This window comes from Pseudonocardia sp. CA-142604, from assembly GCF_050948475.1.
Taxonomy (GTDB): Bacteria; Actinomycetota; Actinomycetes; order Mycobacteriales; family Pseudonocardiaceae; genus Pseudonocardia; species Pseudonocardia alaniniphila.
In genome coordinates this window covers 5,678,819-5,695,057 of the sequence record NZ_CP192045.1, presented here as the reverse complement: position 1 = coordinate 5,695,057, position 16,239 = coordinate 5,678,819, and the positions used below count along the sequence as shown (strand labels likewise).

The following is a 16,239-nucleotide window of genomic DNA, read 5'->3' as shown; positions in this document are numbered from 1 at the left end:
TGCCGGGACCGCTGCGGCGGCATGCCCGGGGGGCGCGCGGGACGGCGCTCGGTGGGGCCTGTCGAACGCTGGGGTCGCGGGGTGCCTGCTCCGCCCAAACGTCCGACCGTCCTTCCGAGCCGCCGCGCTCGTCTGCGGCGACCGAGGGGTCCAACGGAGGGCGGCCGGGATGGATGTGCGGAGAGTACGGAGATCACTCGTACGAGTGACGCTCGAATTGCGCGATCAGCTCACCTCCGCGTACCGACCGTGACCGGATCACGGCCGCCGCGGCGGTGGCTCAGACCGTGGCGGGCATCACCGCCGCGGCGAGCAGCTCGTACGAGCGCAGCCGGTCGGCGCCGTCGTGTGTGCTGGTCACGACCATCAGCTCGTCCACACCCGTGCGCTCCACGAGTGCGTGCACGCCGTCGCGGACGGTGTCGGGGGAGCCGATGATCTGGCCGCCGAGCCGGTCCTCGACGAACGCCCGCTCCTGCTCGGAGTACGGGTAGGAGCTCGCCTCCTCCGGGGTCGGCACCGGCCCGGGCCGACCGAGCCGCAGCCGCAGGAACTGCAGCGCGCTCGGCAGGGCGAGCCGGCGGGCCTCCTCGTCCGTGCCCGCTGCCAGCACCGACGCGGCGATCATGGAGTAGGGCTCCGCGAGCATCGGTGACGGCCGGAACGTCTCGCGGTAGAGGGCCAGCGCGGGGAGCGTGTTCTCGGCACTGAAGTGGTGGGCGAACGCGAACGGCAGCCCCAGCAGCCCGGCCAGCTGGGCGCTGTATCCGCTGGAGCCGAGCAGCCACATCGCGGGCTGCTGGCCGTGCGCCGGCACGGCCACGACCGGTCCCTCGCCGCGGAAGTACGACGCCAGTTCCGTGAGCTCCTGGGGGAAGTCGTCGGCCCCCAGCGCTACCGCGCCCCGGCGCAGGGCGCGGGCGGTGCGCTGGTCGGTGCCGGGCGCGCGTCCGATGCCGAGGTCGATCCGGCCGGGGTGCAGCGCGTCGAGCGTGCCGAACTGCTCGGCGATGACCAGCGGCTGGTGGTTGGGCAGCATCACGCCGCCGGAGCCGACGCGGATGCGGGAGGTGACACCGGCGAGGTGGGCGATCAGCACGGCGGGTGACGAGCTCGCGATCCCGGGCATCCCGTGGTGCTCGGCCACCCAGTACCGGTGAAAGCCCAGCTCCTCGACCCGCCGGATCAGCGCGGTGCTGTGCTTCAGCGCCACGGTGGCCGTGGAGCCGGCGCCGATGGGGACCAGGTCGAGCACGGAGAGAGGCAGCACGACACCGTGCAACCGCTCCGGTCGATCTGTTCTTCCCCTCCGGAGTACACCGCCGAACGGCCCAGCCGGGGTGCGGCCAGGCGGGTGGAACGAAGCTGCTCCGGAGCGTCACGACAGGGTGAGGTATGCGTCCCCCCGCCGATCCGTATGACACGGGTCCGCTCGAGATCGACCCGCTTCGCGCCGTGCTCGCCGGTCTGCTCCGGACGCCGGGTGCCAGGGCGGCCCACGCGGTGGACAGCCGCCGGGGGGTGATCGTCGCCGAGCTCGGGCTGACGGCGGAATCGGACGGCGCGGCCATCGTGCAGCTCGCGCGGGCCGCCGCTCCGGTCGCGTCCGGGGCGGACGGGCTCGACGACATGGTCGTCAGCACCCGCGGGTCGGTGCACCTGCTGCGGGAGTGCGACGAGCCGGGGACTTTCCTGCACGTCCGGCTGGACCGCGATAACGCAGACGTGGAGGCCGCCCGGCGAGCGCTGCGCGTGGCCGGTCTGCAGCAGGTGGTCCAGGCGGTCCGGATGCGGGTGGAGGCGGCGGCCGCACCGGTGGCGCCCCCTGCACCCCGGCCGTCGCCGACTCCGCGCCCCGTGGGGAACGGCAGGCCCGGGCCGCCGCGGCCGTCGCCGGCTCCGATGCAGTTCCGTGTGCCCAGCTACGTTCCCGCGCCTACTCCTGCTCCCGCCGCGCCGACCGCGTCGACCGGTGCCGCGTGGCCCCCCGCGCCGGTGCCGGTACATGCGCCCGGTGCATCGCAGGCCTGGGCCCCTGCCTCTGCCTCTGCCCTGCAGTCCGGTGGCACGCCGCAGCCGCTGACCGGCAGCGCACCGGTCCCGTCGGCCGATGGTGCCCCGGCTCCGCTGCCTGGCGGTGTGAGTGGGCAGCCACCGGTCACGCAGGCCCCGACGCCCGAGTGGCCCGGTAGTCCACCGGTGGCGCTGCCCGCCGGTGCATCAGCTCCGCTGCCCGGCCATGCGCCGGAGCCACCCCATCCACTGGCCCCTGCACCCGGTCACGCGTCGGAGCAGCCGCCAGGTGCTGAGCGGGGGTGGCTGCCCGCCGGCGCATCGGCGCTGTTGTCCAGCGCCTGGATGGAGCCGGTGCCGGACGCGCGGGCGCCGGAACTCGGCGGTGTGCCGGAGCCGCAGCCGGCTGTCGCGGTCGTTGCGGGGCCGTTGCCCGTGCCGCTGCCACGGCGGGTGCCCGGACGCCCGCCTGCCGAGCAGCAGCCCGCGCTCGTGACGCTCACCGGTCTGCGGCCGGTGACCAGCACAGGGGCGCTCGCGGTGCTGGCGCTGCAGGAGGTCGAGCAGCGGGACGCGGAGACACGGAACCCCGGGCCACGGACGGAGCGACCACGCCGCGTCCCGTCGCCCCGTCCCCGCCCGCCGAACGTTGCTGCAGACGGTGTCTTGAAACAGGCATGGGCCGAGGACCTCGACGCGTTGAAGAGGGTGCTCGCCGGACTGCGCCGGCTCGCCTGACGAGCAGCCCGGCGACGCTGCCGAAAACCACCTGGCGGGCCACCTCTAGCATCGAAGGCACACCAACCGACCGATGGAGGCCCTTCGTGTCCGCGCCCGTATCCCCTGCCGCGTCCGCTCCCGTCCGGGTGCAGGCGGGGACGACTGCGGGTGCCGCCGTGCGTGAGGCGGGCCTGCCCACGAGCGGGCCGAGCACCGTGGTCGTCGTCCGTGATCCCGAGGGGCGCCTGCGCGACCTCGCCTGGGTGCCCGACGGTGACGTGGAGGTCGAGCCCGTCGGCGCCGACACCGAGGACGGCCGCAGCGTCATCCGGCACTCCGCCGCGCACGTGCTGGCCCAGGCGGTGCAGCAGCTGTACCCGGAGGCGAAGCTCGGGATCGGCCCGCCGATCACCGACGGCTTCTACTACGACTTCGACGTCGAGAAGCCCTTCACTCCCGACGACCTGACCAAGCTCGAGTCCGCGATGAAGAAGATCATCAAGGCCGGGCAGCGGTTCTCCCGGCGGCGCTTCGACTCGCTCGAGGACGCCCGCAAGGAGCTCGCCGACGAGCCGTACAAGCTGGAGCTGATCGAGCTCAAGGGCGGCCCGGAGTCCGAGGCGGCCGAGGACGGCGAGGTCATGGAGGTCGACGCCTCCGGCGAGCTCACCATCTACGACAACGTGCACGCCCACACCGGCGAGACGGTCTGGTCCGACCTGTGCCGCGGGCCGCACATCCCGACCACGCGCTTCATCCCCGCCTTCAAGCTCACCCGCACCGCGGCGGCGTACTGGCGGGGCAGCGAGAAGAACCCGCAGTTGCAGCGCATCTACGGCACCGCGTGGGAGAGCCAGGAGGCCCTCGACGCCCACCTCGAGCGCATCGCCGAGGCCGAGCGCCGTGACCACCGCCGCCTCGGCGCGGAGCTCGACCTGTTCTCCTTCCCCGACGAGATCGGTTCGGGGCTCGCAGTGTTCCACCCCAAGGGCGGGGTGATCCGCAAGGAGCTGGAGGACTACTCGCGCCGCCGCCACGAGGAGGCGGGCTACGAGTTCGTCAACACCCCGCACATCACCAAGGGGCAGCTTTTCGAGATCTCCGGCCATCTCGGCTGGTACCACGAGGGTATGTACCCGCCCATGCACCTCGACGAGGAGCTGAACGCCGACGGCAGCGTTCGCAAGCCGGGGCAGGACTACTACCTCAAGCCGATGAACTGCCCGATGCACAACCTGATCTACCGGTCGCGCGGGCGCAGCTACCGCGAGCTGCCGCTGCGGCTCTTCGAGTTCGGCACTGTCTACCGGCACGAGAAGTCGGGCGTGGTCCACGGGCTCACCCGTGCCCGTGGCTTCACCCAGGACGACGCGCACATCTACTGCACCCAGGAGCAGATGCAGGACGAGATCCGCTCGCTGCTGCAGTTCGTTCTCGATCTGCTGCGCGACTACGGCCTCGACGACTTCTACCTCGAGCTGTCCACCCGCAACCCGGAGAAGTCGATCGGGAGCGACGAGGACTGGGAGCGCGCCACCAACGAGCTGCGCGCGGCCGCCGAGGCGAGCGGTCTCGAGCTCGTGCTCGACCCAGGTGGTGCCGCGTTCTACGCGCCCAAGATCAGCGTGCAGGCCAAGGACGCCATCGGACGCACCTGGCAGATGTCCACCATCCAGGTCGACCTGATGCTCCCGGACCGGTTCGATCTGGAGTACACCGCACCTGACGGCTCGCGGAAGCGTCCCGTCATGATCCACCGGGCGCTGTTCGGCTCGATGGAGCGGTTCTTCGGCGTGCTCACCGAGCACTACGCCGGGGCGTTCCCCGCGTGGCTCTCGCCGGTGCAGGTCGTGGCCATCCCGGTCACCGACGAGCAGGTCCCCTACGCCGAGGACGTCGCGGCCCAGCTGCGCAAGCACGGCGTGCGCGTCGAGGTGGACGCGGGCGACGACCGGATGCAGAAGAAGATCCGCACCCACACGATGCAGAAGGTGCCGTTCATGCTTCTCGCGGGCGCCCGCGACGCCGAGGCGGGAGCGGTGAGCTTCCGGTTCCGCGACGGCTCCCAGCTCAACGGGATTCCGGTGGCAGACGCCGTCGCCACGGTGGTCGACTGGATCTCGAGCCGGAACAACACGTCCCCCACGGGCGACGTCATCGCGGCGGCGCGCTCCTAGGAGGGTGCTGATCAACTCCGCCCGTAGCGAGCGGTGATCCGGGTGCAGTGTCCTTGCGGGACACCCGCACCCGGGCGATCGCAAGGCGGAGGAGGGGCCGATACCGCTGTTGTATCGAGCCCGACGACAACGCCGCGAGGGCGCCGCCTGGGCGCCGCGCAGTAGGGCCGAGTTGTTCAGCGCGCTCCTCGGGGTGCGGGTCCCGCCCGGCGCCGTCGTCGCCGGTGCCGTCGGCGCGCCTAGGATCGCGACATGAGCGACGCGGCCCTGCCGGGGGCGACGGACGGCCCGGTCGAGCCGGTGGCCGAACTGCAGGACGGGGTGGGCACGCCCGACGGCTTCCGCAGGCTCTGGACGCCGCACCGGCTGGCCTACATCAAGGACGCCGGGGGCAACGGCTGCCCGTTCTGCCGCATCCCCGCCCTGTCCGACGAAGAGGGTCTCGTCGTCGCCCGCGGGCGCACGGTCTACGCGGTGCTCAACCTGCATCCCTACAACCCGGGGCACCTCATGGTGCTGCCCTACCGGCACGTCGCCGAGCTCGAGGACCTCACGCCCGACGAGGCGGTCGAGCTCATGACCTTCACGCAGGCGGCGGTCCAGGCACTGAAGCAGGTGGCTGCGCCGCACGCGTTCAACGTCGGGATCAACCTCGGCACCGTCGCAGGTGGATCGCTTGCCGAGCACCTGCACCAGCACGTCGTGCCGCGGTGGGGCGGCGACGCCAACTTCATCGCGGTCGTCGGGCAGACCAAGGTGATCCCGCAGCTGCTGTCGGAGACCAGGGCGTTACTCGCGGCGGCCTGGCCGTCGACCGGACAACCGCCGGGAGGCGCCGCGGGCGACCGGCGCTAGGCTGCCTCTGGTCCAGGCGGCGGCCGGCGCGCTGTGGCCGGTCACCATGGGCCCCGGCCGACCAAGCAGGAGTCCATGCTCAACGTCCTCGCCCGTGTGCGCGTCAACCGCGTGACCGATCCCATCGGTCGATGGCTCGTCGGGCACGGAGTCGCACCCGACGTCGTCACAGTGGTCGGCACCGTCGGCTCGGTCGCCGCGGCGCTCTGGTTCCTGCCCCGTGGCCAGCTCTTCATCGGCACGCTCGTGATCACGCTGTTCGTGCTGTTCGACCTCATCGACGGCGCCATGGCACGGGCGAGGGGCAACGGCACACCGTTCGGCGCGGTGCTCGACTCCACGTGCGACCGGGTGGCGGACGGGGCGCTGTTCGCCGGGCTCACCTGGTGGTGCCTCGGGGTGGGGGATCAGCGGCTCCTGGGTGTCGCGGCGCTGGTCTGCCTGGTCGCGGGCCAGCTCATCTCCTACATCAAGGCCCGGGCCGAGGGCGCCGGGCTCTCCGCCGACGGCGGGCTCGTCGAGCGTGCCGAGCGGTTGATCGTCGCGCTGGTCGGCACGGGCCTGCACGGGCTGGGGGTGCCCTACGCGCTCCCGGTCGCGCTCTGGCTCCTGGCCGCGGCGTCGGTGTGGACCGTCGGGCAGCGCATCCTGCTCGTCTACCGGAGCGCGCAAGCGAGCGTGTCCACCACCGGCCCTTCCGGACCCACCGACTCGGCGCCGAGCCCGTGACCGCCCGGCTCGACCCGCCGCACGCGCCGGACCGATCCCGCGCCCAACCGGCAGGCGGCGCCCGGAGCGGACGGACGTCGCGCGCGGCGCGGCTCGCCGAGCGCGTCGCCGACGCCGAGTACGCGGCGGCATGGCGGCTGGTGCGCGGGCTCCCGCCCGGCCCGGCCTTCGGGGCGTTCCGGATCGGCGCCGACCTCGCAACACGCCAGGACGGGGCGGGTGTGCGCCAGCTTCGGGCGAACCTGGCGCGGGTGGTGCCGTCGGCGTCCGCGGCGCAGCTCGACGTGCTCGTCCGAGACGGGATGCGCAGCTACGCCCGCTACTGGTGCGAGACGTTCCGGCTGCCGACGATGGACCTCGCCGACGTCCACGCCAGTGTCGATCCGTTCCTCACCGGGCGCGAGCCGTTCCTCGAGGCGCTGGAGGCCGGTCGCGGCGTGGTCTTCGCGGTGCCGCACAGCGGCAACTGGGACGTCGCAGGCGTGTGGCTGGTGGAGACGCTGCGCAGGCTCGGCAGGCCGCCCGCGTTCACCACGGTGGCACAGCGGTTGCGCCCGGAGTCGCTCTACCGGCGGTTCGTCGCCTACCGCGAATCGCTCGGGTTCGAGGTCGTGGCCGCGGAGGACGGATCGGCCGCGCACAGGGCGCTGATCCGGCGGCTGCGCGCGGGTGGGATCGTCTGCCTCGTGGCCGACCGGGACATCACTGGCACCGGCGTGGAGGTGCAGTTCCTCGGCGAGCAGGCGCGCTTCCCCGCCGGCCCGGCCCGGCTGGCCGCACTGACGGGTGCGTTGCTGATGCCGGCCTACCCGCACTTCAGCCCCGACGGCTGGCAGGTGCCGATCGCGGAGCCGGTGACGGTCGGTGACGGTTCGCGGCTGCGCACGGGCGAGTCGCGTGCCGCGGTGGCCGAGGCGACGCAGGCGATCGCCGACGAGTTCGGCCGGTTGATCGCGCGCGCCCCGGCCGACTGGCACGCGTTGCAGCCGATCTGGACCGCGGACCACGTCCGCGGGGAAGTGGTGCGATGACCGACTCCGACGGTGCGTCACCCGCCCGGCGACGGTTGCGGGTGGGCATCGTCTGCCCGTACTCGCTCGACGTCCCGGGCGGCGTGCAGGCCCATGTCGTCGGCCTCGCCGGGGCGCTCGAAGATCTCGGGCACACCGTCAGCGTCCTGGCCCCGGCCGCCGAGCACACCCCCGTGCCCACGTTCGTCACGCCGGCCGGGCGCGCGATGGGAGTGCCGTACAACGGCTCGGTGGCGCGTGTGACGTTCGGTCCGGTGACCTACGCCCGCGCTCGTCGCTGGCTCGCCGAGAGCTCCTTCGACGTGCTGCATCTGCACGAGCCCACGACGTTCAGCCTGTCGGTGCTGGCCCTGCTCGCGGCGGAGGGCCCGATCGTCGCGACGTTCCACACCTCGACCGAGCGCTCCCGCGCGCTGAGCGCGTTCGGTGGCGTGCTGCGCCCGCTGATGGAGAAGGTCACGGCTCGGATCGCGGTGTCGCCGCTCGCCCGTCGCGTGCAGGTCGAGCATCTGGGCGGTGACGCCGTCGAGATCCCCAACGGGGTCGACATCCCCGCCTTCGCCGACGGGCCACTGCTGCCCGGTTACCCCCGGCCGGGGACCGTCGGCTTCCTGGGCCGGTTCGACGAGCCCCGCAAGGGCATGACCGTGCTGCTCGACGCGCTGCGCGCACTGGCGCCGTCGCGGCCCGACCTGCGTCTGCTGGTCGTCGGCCGGGGCGATGCGGGCGCGCTGCGGCGTGCGGCCGGACCGGTCGCCGCCCGCCTCGACGTCCTCGGCCCCGTCGACGACGCCACGAAGGCCGCCGCGCTGCGGTCGGTCGACGTGTTCTGCGCGCCCAACCTCGGCGGCGAGAGCTTCGGCATCGTCCTGACGGAGGCGATGGCGGCCGGCGCGCCCGTGCTGGCGAGCGACCTCGACGCCTTCCGCGCCGTCGTGGGCGGCTCCGGGGCGGGTGTCCTGTTCCCGACGGGCGACGGAGGCGCGCTCGCCGCCGCGCTCTCCCCCCTGCTGGACGACCCGTCCGCGCGAGCCGCCATGTCCGCAGCGGGCCGGATGCGCGCGGCCGACTTCGGCTGGCCAGCCGTCGCGGCCTCCGTGGTGCGGGTCTACCGGGCCGCGGTGGCGGCCGACCCCCGTCGTGTCGTCGGTGCATCGTGAGTCCCGAGATGTGGACTCTGGTCGTCGCCGTCGTCCTCGTGCTGGTCTGGGCCACCGTGCTGTGCTTCGCGAGGGTGCGCAGGCTGGACCGCCTCCACGTCCGCACCGACGCCGCGCGCGCGGGGCTCGAGGCCGCGCTCGATCGGCGCGCCGCTGCGGCGCTCTCCGCGGCTGAGGTGACGGAGGGTGACGGTGCGGACCGGTTGCGGGCCGCCGTCGCGGCCGCGCACTCCGCCCGCGCCTGCGCAGGCGACAGGGAAGCGGCCGAGAACGTGCTCGGACGTGCGCTCGGGACGCTCGACCGGTCGGTGCTTCCACCGGCGCTGCTCGCGGAGCTCATCGACGCCGAACAGCTGCTCATCCTGGCGCGCCGCGTGCACAACGACGCCGTGCGTGACACCCTCGGTCTACGGTCCCGAAGGCTGGTGCGCTGGCTGCATCTCGCGGGTACCGCACCGCTGCCGGCCTACTTCGAGATCGCCGACCCCGAGACCGGCGTGACGACCACCGCGCCGCCTGCCGGGCCCGGCTTACCGATCGTTGCACTGACGTACGATCGGGTGTCCGCAGATCGTAGAACTGAGGGGTAGAAGCCGTGTCGTCCGAAACGTCCGAGACCACCACCGGCCCAGCGCTGGGCACCGCACGCGTCAAGCGCGGGATGGCGGAGATGCTCAAGGGCGGCGTGATCATGGACGTGGTCGACGCCGACCAGGCCAAGATCGCCGAGGACGCGGGAGCGGTCGCGGTCATGGCGCTCGAGCGCGTGCCTGCCGACATCCGCGCCCAGGGTGGCGTGGCCCGCATGAGCGACCCGGACATGATCCAGGGCATCATCGACGCCGTCTCCATCCCGGTGATGGCCAAGGCCCGCATCGGCCACTTCGTCGAGGCTCAGGTGCTGCAGTCGCTCGGGGTCGACTACGTCGACGAGTCCGAGGTGCTCACCCCGGCCGACGAGGCCCACCACATCGACAAGTGGGCGTTCACCGTGCCCTTCGTCTGTGGTGCCACCAACCTCGGTGAGGCGCTCCGGCGCATCTCCGAGGGCGCCGCGATGATCCGCTCGAAGGGCGAGGCGGGCACGGGCAACGTCGTCGAGGCCACCCGCCACATGCGCTCGATCCGCGGTGAGATCCGCCGGCTCGCAGGCCTCGACGAGGCCGAGCTCTACGACGCCGCCAAGGAGCTGCGGGCCCCGATCGAACTGGTCACCGAGGTCGCCCGCGCGGGCAAGCTCCCGGTGGTGCTCTTCACCGCGGGCGGTATCGCCACTCCCGCCGACGCCGCGATGATGCGTCAGCTCGGCGCCGAGGGTGTGTTCGTCGGCTCGGGCATCTTCAAGTCCGGCGACCCCGCGCAGCGGGCCACGGCCATCGTCAAGGCCACCACGTTCTTCGACGACCCCGACGTGATCGCGAAGGTCTCGCGGGGTCTGGGTGAGGCCATGGTCGGGATCAACGTAGCCGAGCTGCCTGCCGAGCAGCGGTACGCCTCGCGGGGCTGGTAGCCCCGTCACACCTCGGGGGTGGCACTGCCACCCAGAAGTGCACACTGCTCCGTTTGTCGCCGCCGTGTCACCGGTCACCGTAACCGGGGCACAGCGGCGACGACGTTCTGTGCCGATATCGGCGCCCCGAAGTGGTGGGAACACCCACACGGTCTGGTGAACCAGCGTTCCTGAGTAATCGTCCGCGCCTAGTGTGCCTCATGTCCGATCTGTGACTTGAGGGACACGAGGGGCAGGCGAGGTAGATGAGGCGATATGCGACCGTTGTGGGCATCGTCGTCACCACGATGCTCACCGGATCGCTGGCGGCGATTGCGCAGCCGACCCCGCCGCCGACCTGTGTGCCGACGACGCCACCGACCACCACTCCGACGGTTCCGCCGACCCAGCCCCCGGGCAAGGGCACGCCTGAATCCCCGGGCAAGGGGGTGTCGGATCCGTCGGGCAAGGGCCTGGTGGACACGTCGGGGAAGGGACTGACCGACACGTCCGGCAAGGGACTGGTCGATACGTCCGGCAAGGGACTGACCGACGCGTCGGGCAAGGGGCTTGCGGACCCTTCCGGCAAGACGCTCGCGGATGCGTCGGGGAAGGGGCTGACCGACTCGTCCGGCAAGGGTTTGGCCGACGCCTCCGGCAAGGGTCTGGTGGATACGTCGGGCAAGGAGCAGGTGGGCGCGATCAAGGAGGGCGCGCCCGAGCCGCCGAAGCCCGGCGTGCCCGGCTCCGAGGCGGGGAAGCCGGCACCTCCCGTGGTCGGCCTGGCGAAGCCCGACGCTCCGGGCGTTGGTGCGGCGAAGCCCGAGGCGCCGCCGGTGCCGTTGCCCAAGCCGCTGGATCAGCCGGTCCCGCTGCCCAAGCCGCAGATCCCCGTCGCCCAGCCGACGGTCCTGCCCACGCCGCCCACTCTGCCTCCGGTGCTGCCGACGCCGCCGACGCTTCCCCCGGTGTTCCCGACGCCCCCGACGCTTCCGCCGGTGTTCCCGACGCTGCCGCCGCCGACCGCCGTGCCGCCCCCGGCCTCGCCCGGCGGGACGGTGGTGCTGCCAGTGCCGTACCCCGTGCCCTTCCCGATGCCGTTCCCGGTACCGATGCCGTTCCCGGTGCCGATCGTGCTGACGCCGCTGTTCCCCCCGGTCGTTCCGCCGACGACTCCTCCCACGCTTCCGCCGACGACTCCGCCGACGCTTCCCCCGACGACTCCGCCGACGCTTCCACCCACGACCCCACCGACGACGCCGCCCACGACTCCGCCGACGACCCCACCCAACTGCCCCCCTGGAGGTGACGGGACCACCGCGGCCGACCGGTTCGGGTGGGGCACGCCCAACCGGACGGACGAGTTCACCTCAGGCCTCGGCCCCGACTGGGATCTCTACGACGGACCGGGTCACGGCGGCAACGGCCGGCGCACGCCCGATGCGGTCAGCGTCCAGAACGGCGTGATGACCATCACCGGTGACTCCCAGGGCAACACCGAGGGCATGGCGTGGAACCCGGGGCAGATGTACGGCCGCTGGGAGGGCAGGGTGCGGGCGCCCGCGTCCGACGAGACCTACAACGCGCTGATGCTGCTCTGGCCCGACGCCGAGAACTTCCCGGTGGGCGGAGAGATCGACTTCATGGAGATGATGGACGAAACCCGCCAGACCACCGACTTCTTCCTGCACTACGGGCCGAACAACAACCAGGTGCACGGCCAGGTGCGGATCGACGCGACGCAGTGGCACAACTGGGCGGTCGAGTGGACGCCCACACACGTCGCCGCCTTCGTCGACGGCAGGGAGTGGTACCGCACCACGGACGTGAGCATCCTGCCTCCGGGCCCGATGCACCTGTGCGTCCAGCTCGACTGGTTCCCGAACAGTGGTTCCGGGGCCGTGCAGGAGTCCTACATGCACGTCGACTGGGTCAAGCAGTACTCGCTGCCGCTCGGTGAGCTGGTGAGTGGCCTCGTCACCGACCTCAGGCACACGCTCGGGCAGCGGAACCTGGACCAGCTCAGGCCCGTGACTCCGCCTCCCGGAGGCCTGGTGGCCCGAGTGACCAGTTCGACGCGGGCTCAGTCCGACATTCGCTTGCGGGAGGCCTGGCCGCTCGGGCGGCGGCTCGCCGAGGGCAGCCCGGATGCGAACCCACCCGGAGGTGCCCCGGCCGCAGTTCCCGGGGGCTGATCACATCCCCGGACCCGGTTCCGGTCGCGGTGCTGGTGGGGGGGCTACACGTACTCCATCACCAGCACCGCGACCGAGCCGGGTTCGACGGCTTCGTAGGTGTGCGGGCGGTCGCCGGGGAAGCGAAGGTAGTCACCGGGGCCGAGATCGACCTCGTCGTCGGCCGGGCCCGCACGCCATCGTCCCGATGTGACGATCATGTGCTCGACCGTGCCGGGGATGTGGGCGTGCGCGGCGCGAGCCGGGCCCGGTTCGGCGGCGATGACGTGTAGGTCGCGGCGGGCGCCTGGAGGGCAGGCCGCGAGCAGCGTGCCGGTGAACCGGGCGTGCTCCGACGGGATCGCCACCCCTTCGCCTGCCCGCACCACCTGCACGGGGGAGACCGGCGGCTCCACCAGACGTGCGAACGGCACCTCGAGCACCACGGCGAGTGCCCACAGGGTCTCGACGCTCGGGTTGCCCGCACCGGACTCGAGCTGGGAGAGCGTCGACTTGGCCACGCCGGCTCGCCGGGCGAGCTCGGTGAGGGAGATGCCGTGGCGTTCGCGCTCCCTGCGGAGCGCGGCGGCGATGGTCGCCAACGGCGCCGTTCGATCCATCGGACTCCTTGTTCGGCTTGACGAACAGATTACGTGCCGTTCACTCTATGGGACATGCGTTCACTCAACCGAACACTAGACCGGGAGGACCTGCGGGACGCGGTGGCGCTCGCCGCGGCGAGCGCCCTGGTCGGCGCCTCGTTCGGTGCCCTGGCCGCCACTGCGCAGGTGCCGATGGCACTCACGATGGCGCTGTCGTTGCTCGTGTTCGCAGGCGGAGCGCAGTTCCTCGCGGTCGCCGTGGTCGCGGCGGGGGGCGGTGCGATCGCGGCAGTGGCTGCCGGCCTGCTGCTCAACGCTCGGCACGTGCCGTTCGGGCTGGCCGTGGGCGGCAACATCGCCGACCGCTGGCCCGCTCGACTGCTCGGCACGCACCTCATGGTCGACGAGAGCGTGGCGTTCTCGCGGGCCCGGGGCGGCGGCACTCGGTCGCGCACGGCGTACTGGCTGTGCGGGGCCTTGCTGTTCGTCGCGTGGAACCTGGGGACGGTGGCGGGGATGCTGGCGGGTTCCGCCGTGCCGGATCCCGACGCCTTCGGGGTGGACGCGGCATTTCCCGCCGCGCTGCTGGCCCTCCTGCTGCCCTCGCTGCGCAGGGCCGACGCCCGCAGGGTCGGGCTCCTGGCTGCGGCAGCGGCACTCGTGGCCACGCCCTGGCTGCCCGCCGGACTGCCGGTGCTGGTGGGCCTGGCCGGTCTTTTCGCCGCGCAGGTACCGGCGAGGAGCGACGCGTGAACTGGCCCGCCGTGCTGACCCTCGCGGGCGGCACCTACCTGCTGCGGCTGACCGGCGTCGTCCTGCGCGACCGCGTGCGCCTGCCCGGTCGGGTGGAGCGCTATGTCGACCTCGGCGCCACCGCCCTGCTGGTCGCGCTCGTGGCCACCGCGGCGTTCACCGACGGCTCCGGGTTCGCGGGATGGGCCCGGCCGGCAGGTGTGGCCGTCGGCGCGCTCGCCGCCTGGCGGAAGGTGCCGTTCGTGCTGGTCGTCGTGCTGGCGGCGGCCACGACCGCAGGGCTGCGCCACCTCGGTGTGCCCTGACGGGCGTCTGCGTGCACGCGGTGGCGAAGGCCCGTCAGGTCGGTGCCACGTCGTAGCGGGCGAACTCGCGCTCGAACGTCGCCGCACCGCTGGTCATCGCGCGCAGGTCCACGGCATAGCGACGCAGTTCGGTGCACGGCACCTCGGCGCGCACCAGCGAGCGCCCCGGTCCGGCGACGTCGGTGCCGAGTACCCGCCCGCGCCGGCCCGACAGGTCCCCGAGCACGGATCCGAGGTGCTCGTCGGGGACGCGCACCGTGACCTCGTCGTACGGCTCGAGGATCTGCACGCCGCACGCCTCGGCCGCCTCCCGCAGGGCGAGCGCGCCTGCCGTCTGGAATGCGGCGTCCGAGGAGTCGACGCTGTGCGCCTTGCCGTCCACGAGCGTGGCACGGAAGTCGACCACCGGGTGATGGTCGTCGGTCAGCCCGCGCGCGGCCTGGGCCCGCACCCCCTTCTCCACGCTCGGGATGAACTGCGTGGGTACCGATCCACCGAAGATCTTGACGACGAAGTCGATGCCCGACCCGCGCGGCAGCGGCTCGAACTCGATGTGGCACACGGCGTACTGGCCGTGCCCGCCGGACTGCTTGACGTGGCGTCCGGTGACCCGCGCGGGCCGGGCGAGGGCGGCGCGCAGCGGGATGCGCACCGGTTCGGTGTCGACCTCGGCGCCGCCGGCGCGCAGCCGCGACAGCACGACGTCGGCGTGGGCCTCACCCATGCACCACAGCACTGTCTGGTGCGTCTCCTGGTTGCGTTCCAGCCGCAGCGTCGGGTCGGCCGCGACGATCTTCCCCAGGGTCTTGACCAGCGCGTCCTCGTCTCCCCGCGTGCGGGTGGCCACCGCGACGGGCAGCAACGGCCGGGGGAGGTCCCAGCAGGAGAGCAGCAGCGGGTGCTCGCTGGCCGAGACGGTGTCGCCGGTCTCGGCGGTGCCGAGCTTCGTGAGGGCGCAGATGTCACCCGCGACGCAGGCGTCGATCTCGCGCAGCGTGGCGCCGAGCGGGGCGTAGATGTGGGCGAGACGCTCGTCGGCGTCGTGGCCGTCGGGCTCGGAGCCGTCCGGCTCGCCGTTCCGCTGGGCGGGGATGACCACGTGGTGCCCGCTGATGTGCACGGTCGACTCGGGGCGCAGCGTGCCGGAGAACACCCGCACCACGGACACGCGCCCGACGTAGGCATCGGCCGACGTGCGCACGACCTCGGCGGCGAGCGGACCCTCCGGGTCGGCCGTGAGCGGCGGATGCGGGGTCCCGTCGACGCCGGTGACAGGCGGGAGTTCACGCTCCAGCGGTGAGGGGAACCCACCGACGAGCACCTCCAGCAGCGCGTCGAGCCCGATCCCGCTGCTTGCGCAGACGGGGATCACGGGGTGGAAGGCCCCCTGGGCGACGGCCGTCTCGAGGTCGTCGATGAGCGTGGAGACGTCCAGGTCCTCTCCCCCGAGGTAGCGCTCCATGAGCGTCTCGTCCTCGGACTGCTCGATGATGCCCTCGACCAGTTCGCTGCGGGCGTCGTCCGCGCCGGGCGGTGCCTGCCCGGCAGGCGACTGGGTGAGCAGGCCGTAGAGGCCCGCGAGCCGGTCGCCCTCGCGGATGGGGAGATAGAGCGGCGCGACACCGCTGCCGAACGCGTCCTGGCAGGCGGCGATCGTGGCCTCGAGGTCGGCGCGCGCGTGGTCGCAGCGCGCCACCACCACGGCGCGTGGCATGCCGACCGCGGCACACTCCTCCCACTGCGCGACGGTGGCGGGATCGATCTGACCCTCGCGCCCCTCGTTCGCCGGCACGACGAACAGCGCGGCGTCGGCGGCGCGCAGACCGGCGCGGAGCTCACCGACGAAGTCCCCGTAACCGGGGGTGTCGATGAGGTTGATCTTCGTGTTCTCGTGGAGCAGGGGGGCGACGGACAGCGCGACCGACCGTTGCTGCCGGACCGCAGCCGGATCGTGGTCGCAGACGGTGGTGCCCTCGACCACCGCCCCGGCCCGGGGAATCGCTGCTGTGTGCGCGAGCAGCGCCTCCACCAGCGTCGTCTTCCCCGAGCCCGACGGCCCCACGAGGACCACGTTGCGCACTCGGGACGGGTCGCCGGCGGTCGGAACCTGAGATCGGTTCCCCGTCCGCTGCCCGGCTTCTGCTCTGACGGCCATGGAAGACCACCTCCGCAGCACTGCGTCGATGTCGAAGAGGACGTGTGCGCCATCCCACACCCGGGATCCAGCGGTC

At 72.7% G+C, this 16,239-nt stretch carries 14 protein-coding genes; 11 read left to right on the top strand and 3 right to left on the bottom strand.

Translation table 11 applies throughout. From position 1 onward, the window contains the following. Positions 1 to 280: 280 nt before the first annotated feature. Positions 281 to 1,270 carry an LLM class flavin-dependent oxidoreductase gene (locus ACQPZQ_RS25780; RefSeq protein ID WP_433284771.1) on the bottom strand — a complete coding sequence of 330 codons (990 nt, stop codon included), beginning with the start codon at positions 1,268 to 1,270 and terminating at the stop codon, positions 281 to 283. Between the two features lie 125 nt (positions 1,271 to 1,395). On the opposite strand from ACQPZQ_RS25780, the gene ACQPZQ_RS25775 reads away from it, so the two are divergent. The 9 genes from ACQPZQ_RS25775 (at position 1,396) to ACQPZQ_RS25735 (ending at position 12,369) form a co-directional block, all read left to right on the top strand. Beyond that, positions 1,396 to 2,751, top strand: a complete 1,356-nt coding sequence (locus ACQPZQ_RS25775) for a hypothetical protein (protein ID WP_433284769.1) — start codon at positions 1,396 to 1,398, stop codon at positions 2,749 to 2,751. 86 nt (positions 2,752 to 2,837) lie between these two features. After that, positions 2,838 to 4,910 carry a threonine--tRNA ligase gene (gene thrS, locus ACQPZQ_RS25770; protein WP_433284768.1) on the top strand — a complete coding sequence of 691 codons (2,073 nt, stop codon included), beginning with the start codon at positions 2,838 to 2,840 and terminating at the stop codon, positions 4,908 to 4,910. Between the two features lie 252 nt (positions 4,911 to 5,162). Continuing rightward, a complete protein-coding gene (locus tag ACQPZQ_RS25765; protein WP_433284766.1) occupies positions 5,163 to 5,765 on the top strand; it encodes an HIT family protein in 603 nt (200 codons plus the stop codon). Positions 5,766 to 5,840: 75 nt separating this feature from the next. Then, the gene (gene pgsA, locus ACQPZQ_RS25760) at positions 5,841 to 6,494 is read left to right on the top strand and encodes a phosphatidylinositol phosphate synthase (protein WP_433284764.1); all 654 of its coding nucleotides are present in this window, start codon (positions 5,841 to 5,843) and stop codon (positions 6,492 to 6,494) included. Beyond that, on the top strand, positions 6,491 to 7,525 hold the full coding sequence (locus ACQPZQ_RS25755; RefSeq protein WP_433284763.1) for a phosphatidylinositol mannoside acyltransferase: 1,035 nt from the start codon (positions 6,491 to 6,493) through the stop codon (positions 7,523 to 7,525). The genes pgsA and ACQPZQ_RS25755 overlap by 4 nt, the downstream gene beginning before the upstream one ends. A 35-nt stretch (positions 7,526 to 7,560) precedes the next feature. Beyond that, a complete protein-coding gene (locus ACQPZQ_RS25750) occupies positions 7,561 to 8,685 on the top strand; it encodes a glycosyltransferase family 4 protein (RefSeq protein WP_433299366.1) in 1,125 nt (374 codons plus the stop codon). Continuing rightward, a complete protein-coding gene (locus ACQPZQ_RS25745; RefSeq protein WP_433284761.1) occupies positions 8,682 to 9,275 on the top strand; it encodes an NUDIX hydrolase in 594 nt (197 codons plus the stop codon). Before ACQPZQ_RS25750 ends, ACQPZQ_RS25745 begins: the two co-directional genes overlap by 4 nt. A 5-nt stretch (positions 9,276 to 9,280) precedes the next feature. Continuing rightward, positions 9,281 to 10,195, top strand: a complete 915-nt coding sequence (pdxS, locus tag ACQPZQ_RS25740) for a pyridoxal 5'-phosphate synthase lyase subunit PdxS (protein ID WP_277398793.1) — start codon at positions 9,281 to 9,283, stop codon at positions 10,193 to 10,195. Between the two features lie 245 nt (positions 10,196 to 10,440). After that, positions 10,441 to 12,369 carry a family 16 glycosylhydrolase gene (locus tag ACQPZQ_RS25735; protein WP_433284759.1) on the top strand — a complete coding sequence of 643 codons (1,929 nt, stop codon included), beginning with the start codon at positions 10,441 to 10,443 and terminating at the stop codon, positions 12,367 to 12,369. Between the two features lie 44 nt (positions 12,370 to 12,413). Here the strand turns inward: ACQPZQ_RS25735 and ACQPZQ_RS25730 are convergent, their stop codons facing one another. Further along, on the bottom strand, positions 12,414 to 12,968 hold the full coding sequence (locus tag ACQPZQ_RS25730; RefSeq protein ID WP_433284757.1) for a helix-turn-helix domain-containing protein: 555 nt from the start codon (positions 12,966 to 12,968) through the stop codon (positions 12,414 to 12,416). A 54-nt stretch (positions 12,969 to 13,022) separates the two neighbouring features. On the opposite strand from ACQPZQ_RS25730, the gene ACQPZQ_RS25725 reads away from it, so the two are divergent. Both ACQPZQ_RS25725 and ACQPZQ_RS25720 read left to right on the top strand, forming a co-directional pair. Further along, positions 13,023 to 13,703 (top strand): AzlC family ABC transporter permease, encoded by a 681-nt coding sequence (locus ACQPZQ_RS25725; RefSeq protein ID WP_433284755.1) that lies wholly within the window; start codon positions 13,023 to 13,025, stop codon positions 13,701 to 13,703. Beyond that, on the top strand, positions 13,700 to 14,008 hold the full coding sequence (locus tag ACQPZQ_RS25720) for an AzlD domain-containing protein (protein WP_433284753.1): 309 nt from the start codon (positions 13,700 to 13,702) through the stop codon (positions 14,006 to 14,008). The genes ACQPZQ_RS25725 and ACQPZQ_RS25720 overlap by 4 nt, the downstream gene beginning before the upstream one ends. 34 nt (positions 14,009 to 14,042) lie before the next feature. On the opposite strand, the gene ACQPZQ_RS25715 is transcribed toward ACQPZQ_RS25720, so the two are convergent. Then, positions 14,043 to 16,163: an elongation factor G-like protein EF-G2 gene (locus ACQPZQ_RS25715; RefSeq protein WP_433284751.1), complete on the bottom strand. Its 2,121-nt coding sequence runs from the start codon at positions 16,161 to 16,163 to the stop codon at positions 14,043 to 14,045. Positions 16,164 to 16,239: the final 76 nt, after the last annotated feature.

Excerpts from the sequence above, each read along its gene's own strand:
- ACQPZQ_RS25775 (WP_433284769.1), top strand. The coding sequence starts at position 1,396 with ATGCGTCCCCCCGCCGATCCGTATGACACGGGTCCGCTCGAGATCGAC.
- ACQPZQ_RS25765 (WP_433284766.1), top strand. The coding sequence starts at position 5,163 with ATGAGCGACGCGGCCCTGCCGGGGGCGACGGACGGCCCGGTCGAGCCG.
- pgsA (WP_433284764.1), top strand. The coding sequence starts at position 5,841 with ATGCTCAACGTCCTCGCCCGTGTGCGCGTCAACCGCGTGACCGATCCC.
- ACQPZQ_RS25735 (WP_433284759.1), top strand. The coding sequence starts at position 10,441 with ATGAGGCGATATGCGACCGTTGTGGGCATCGTCGTCACCACGATGCTC.
- ACQPZQ_RS25730 (WP_433284757.1), bottom strand. The coding sequence starts at position 12,968 with ATGGATCGAACGGCGCCGTTGGCGACCATCGCCGCCGCGCTCCGCAGG.
- ACQPZQ_RS25725 (WP_433284755.1), top strand. The coding sequence starts at position 13,023 with ATGCGTTCACTCAACCGAACACTAGACCGGGAGGACCTGCGGGACGCG.
- ACQPZQ_RS25715 (WP_433284751.1), bottom strand. The coding sequence starts at position 16,163 with ATGGCCGTCAGAGCAGAAGCCGGGCAGCGGACGGGGAACCGATCTCAG.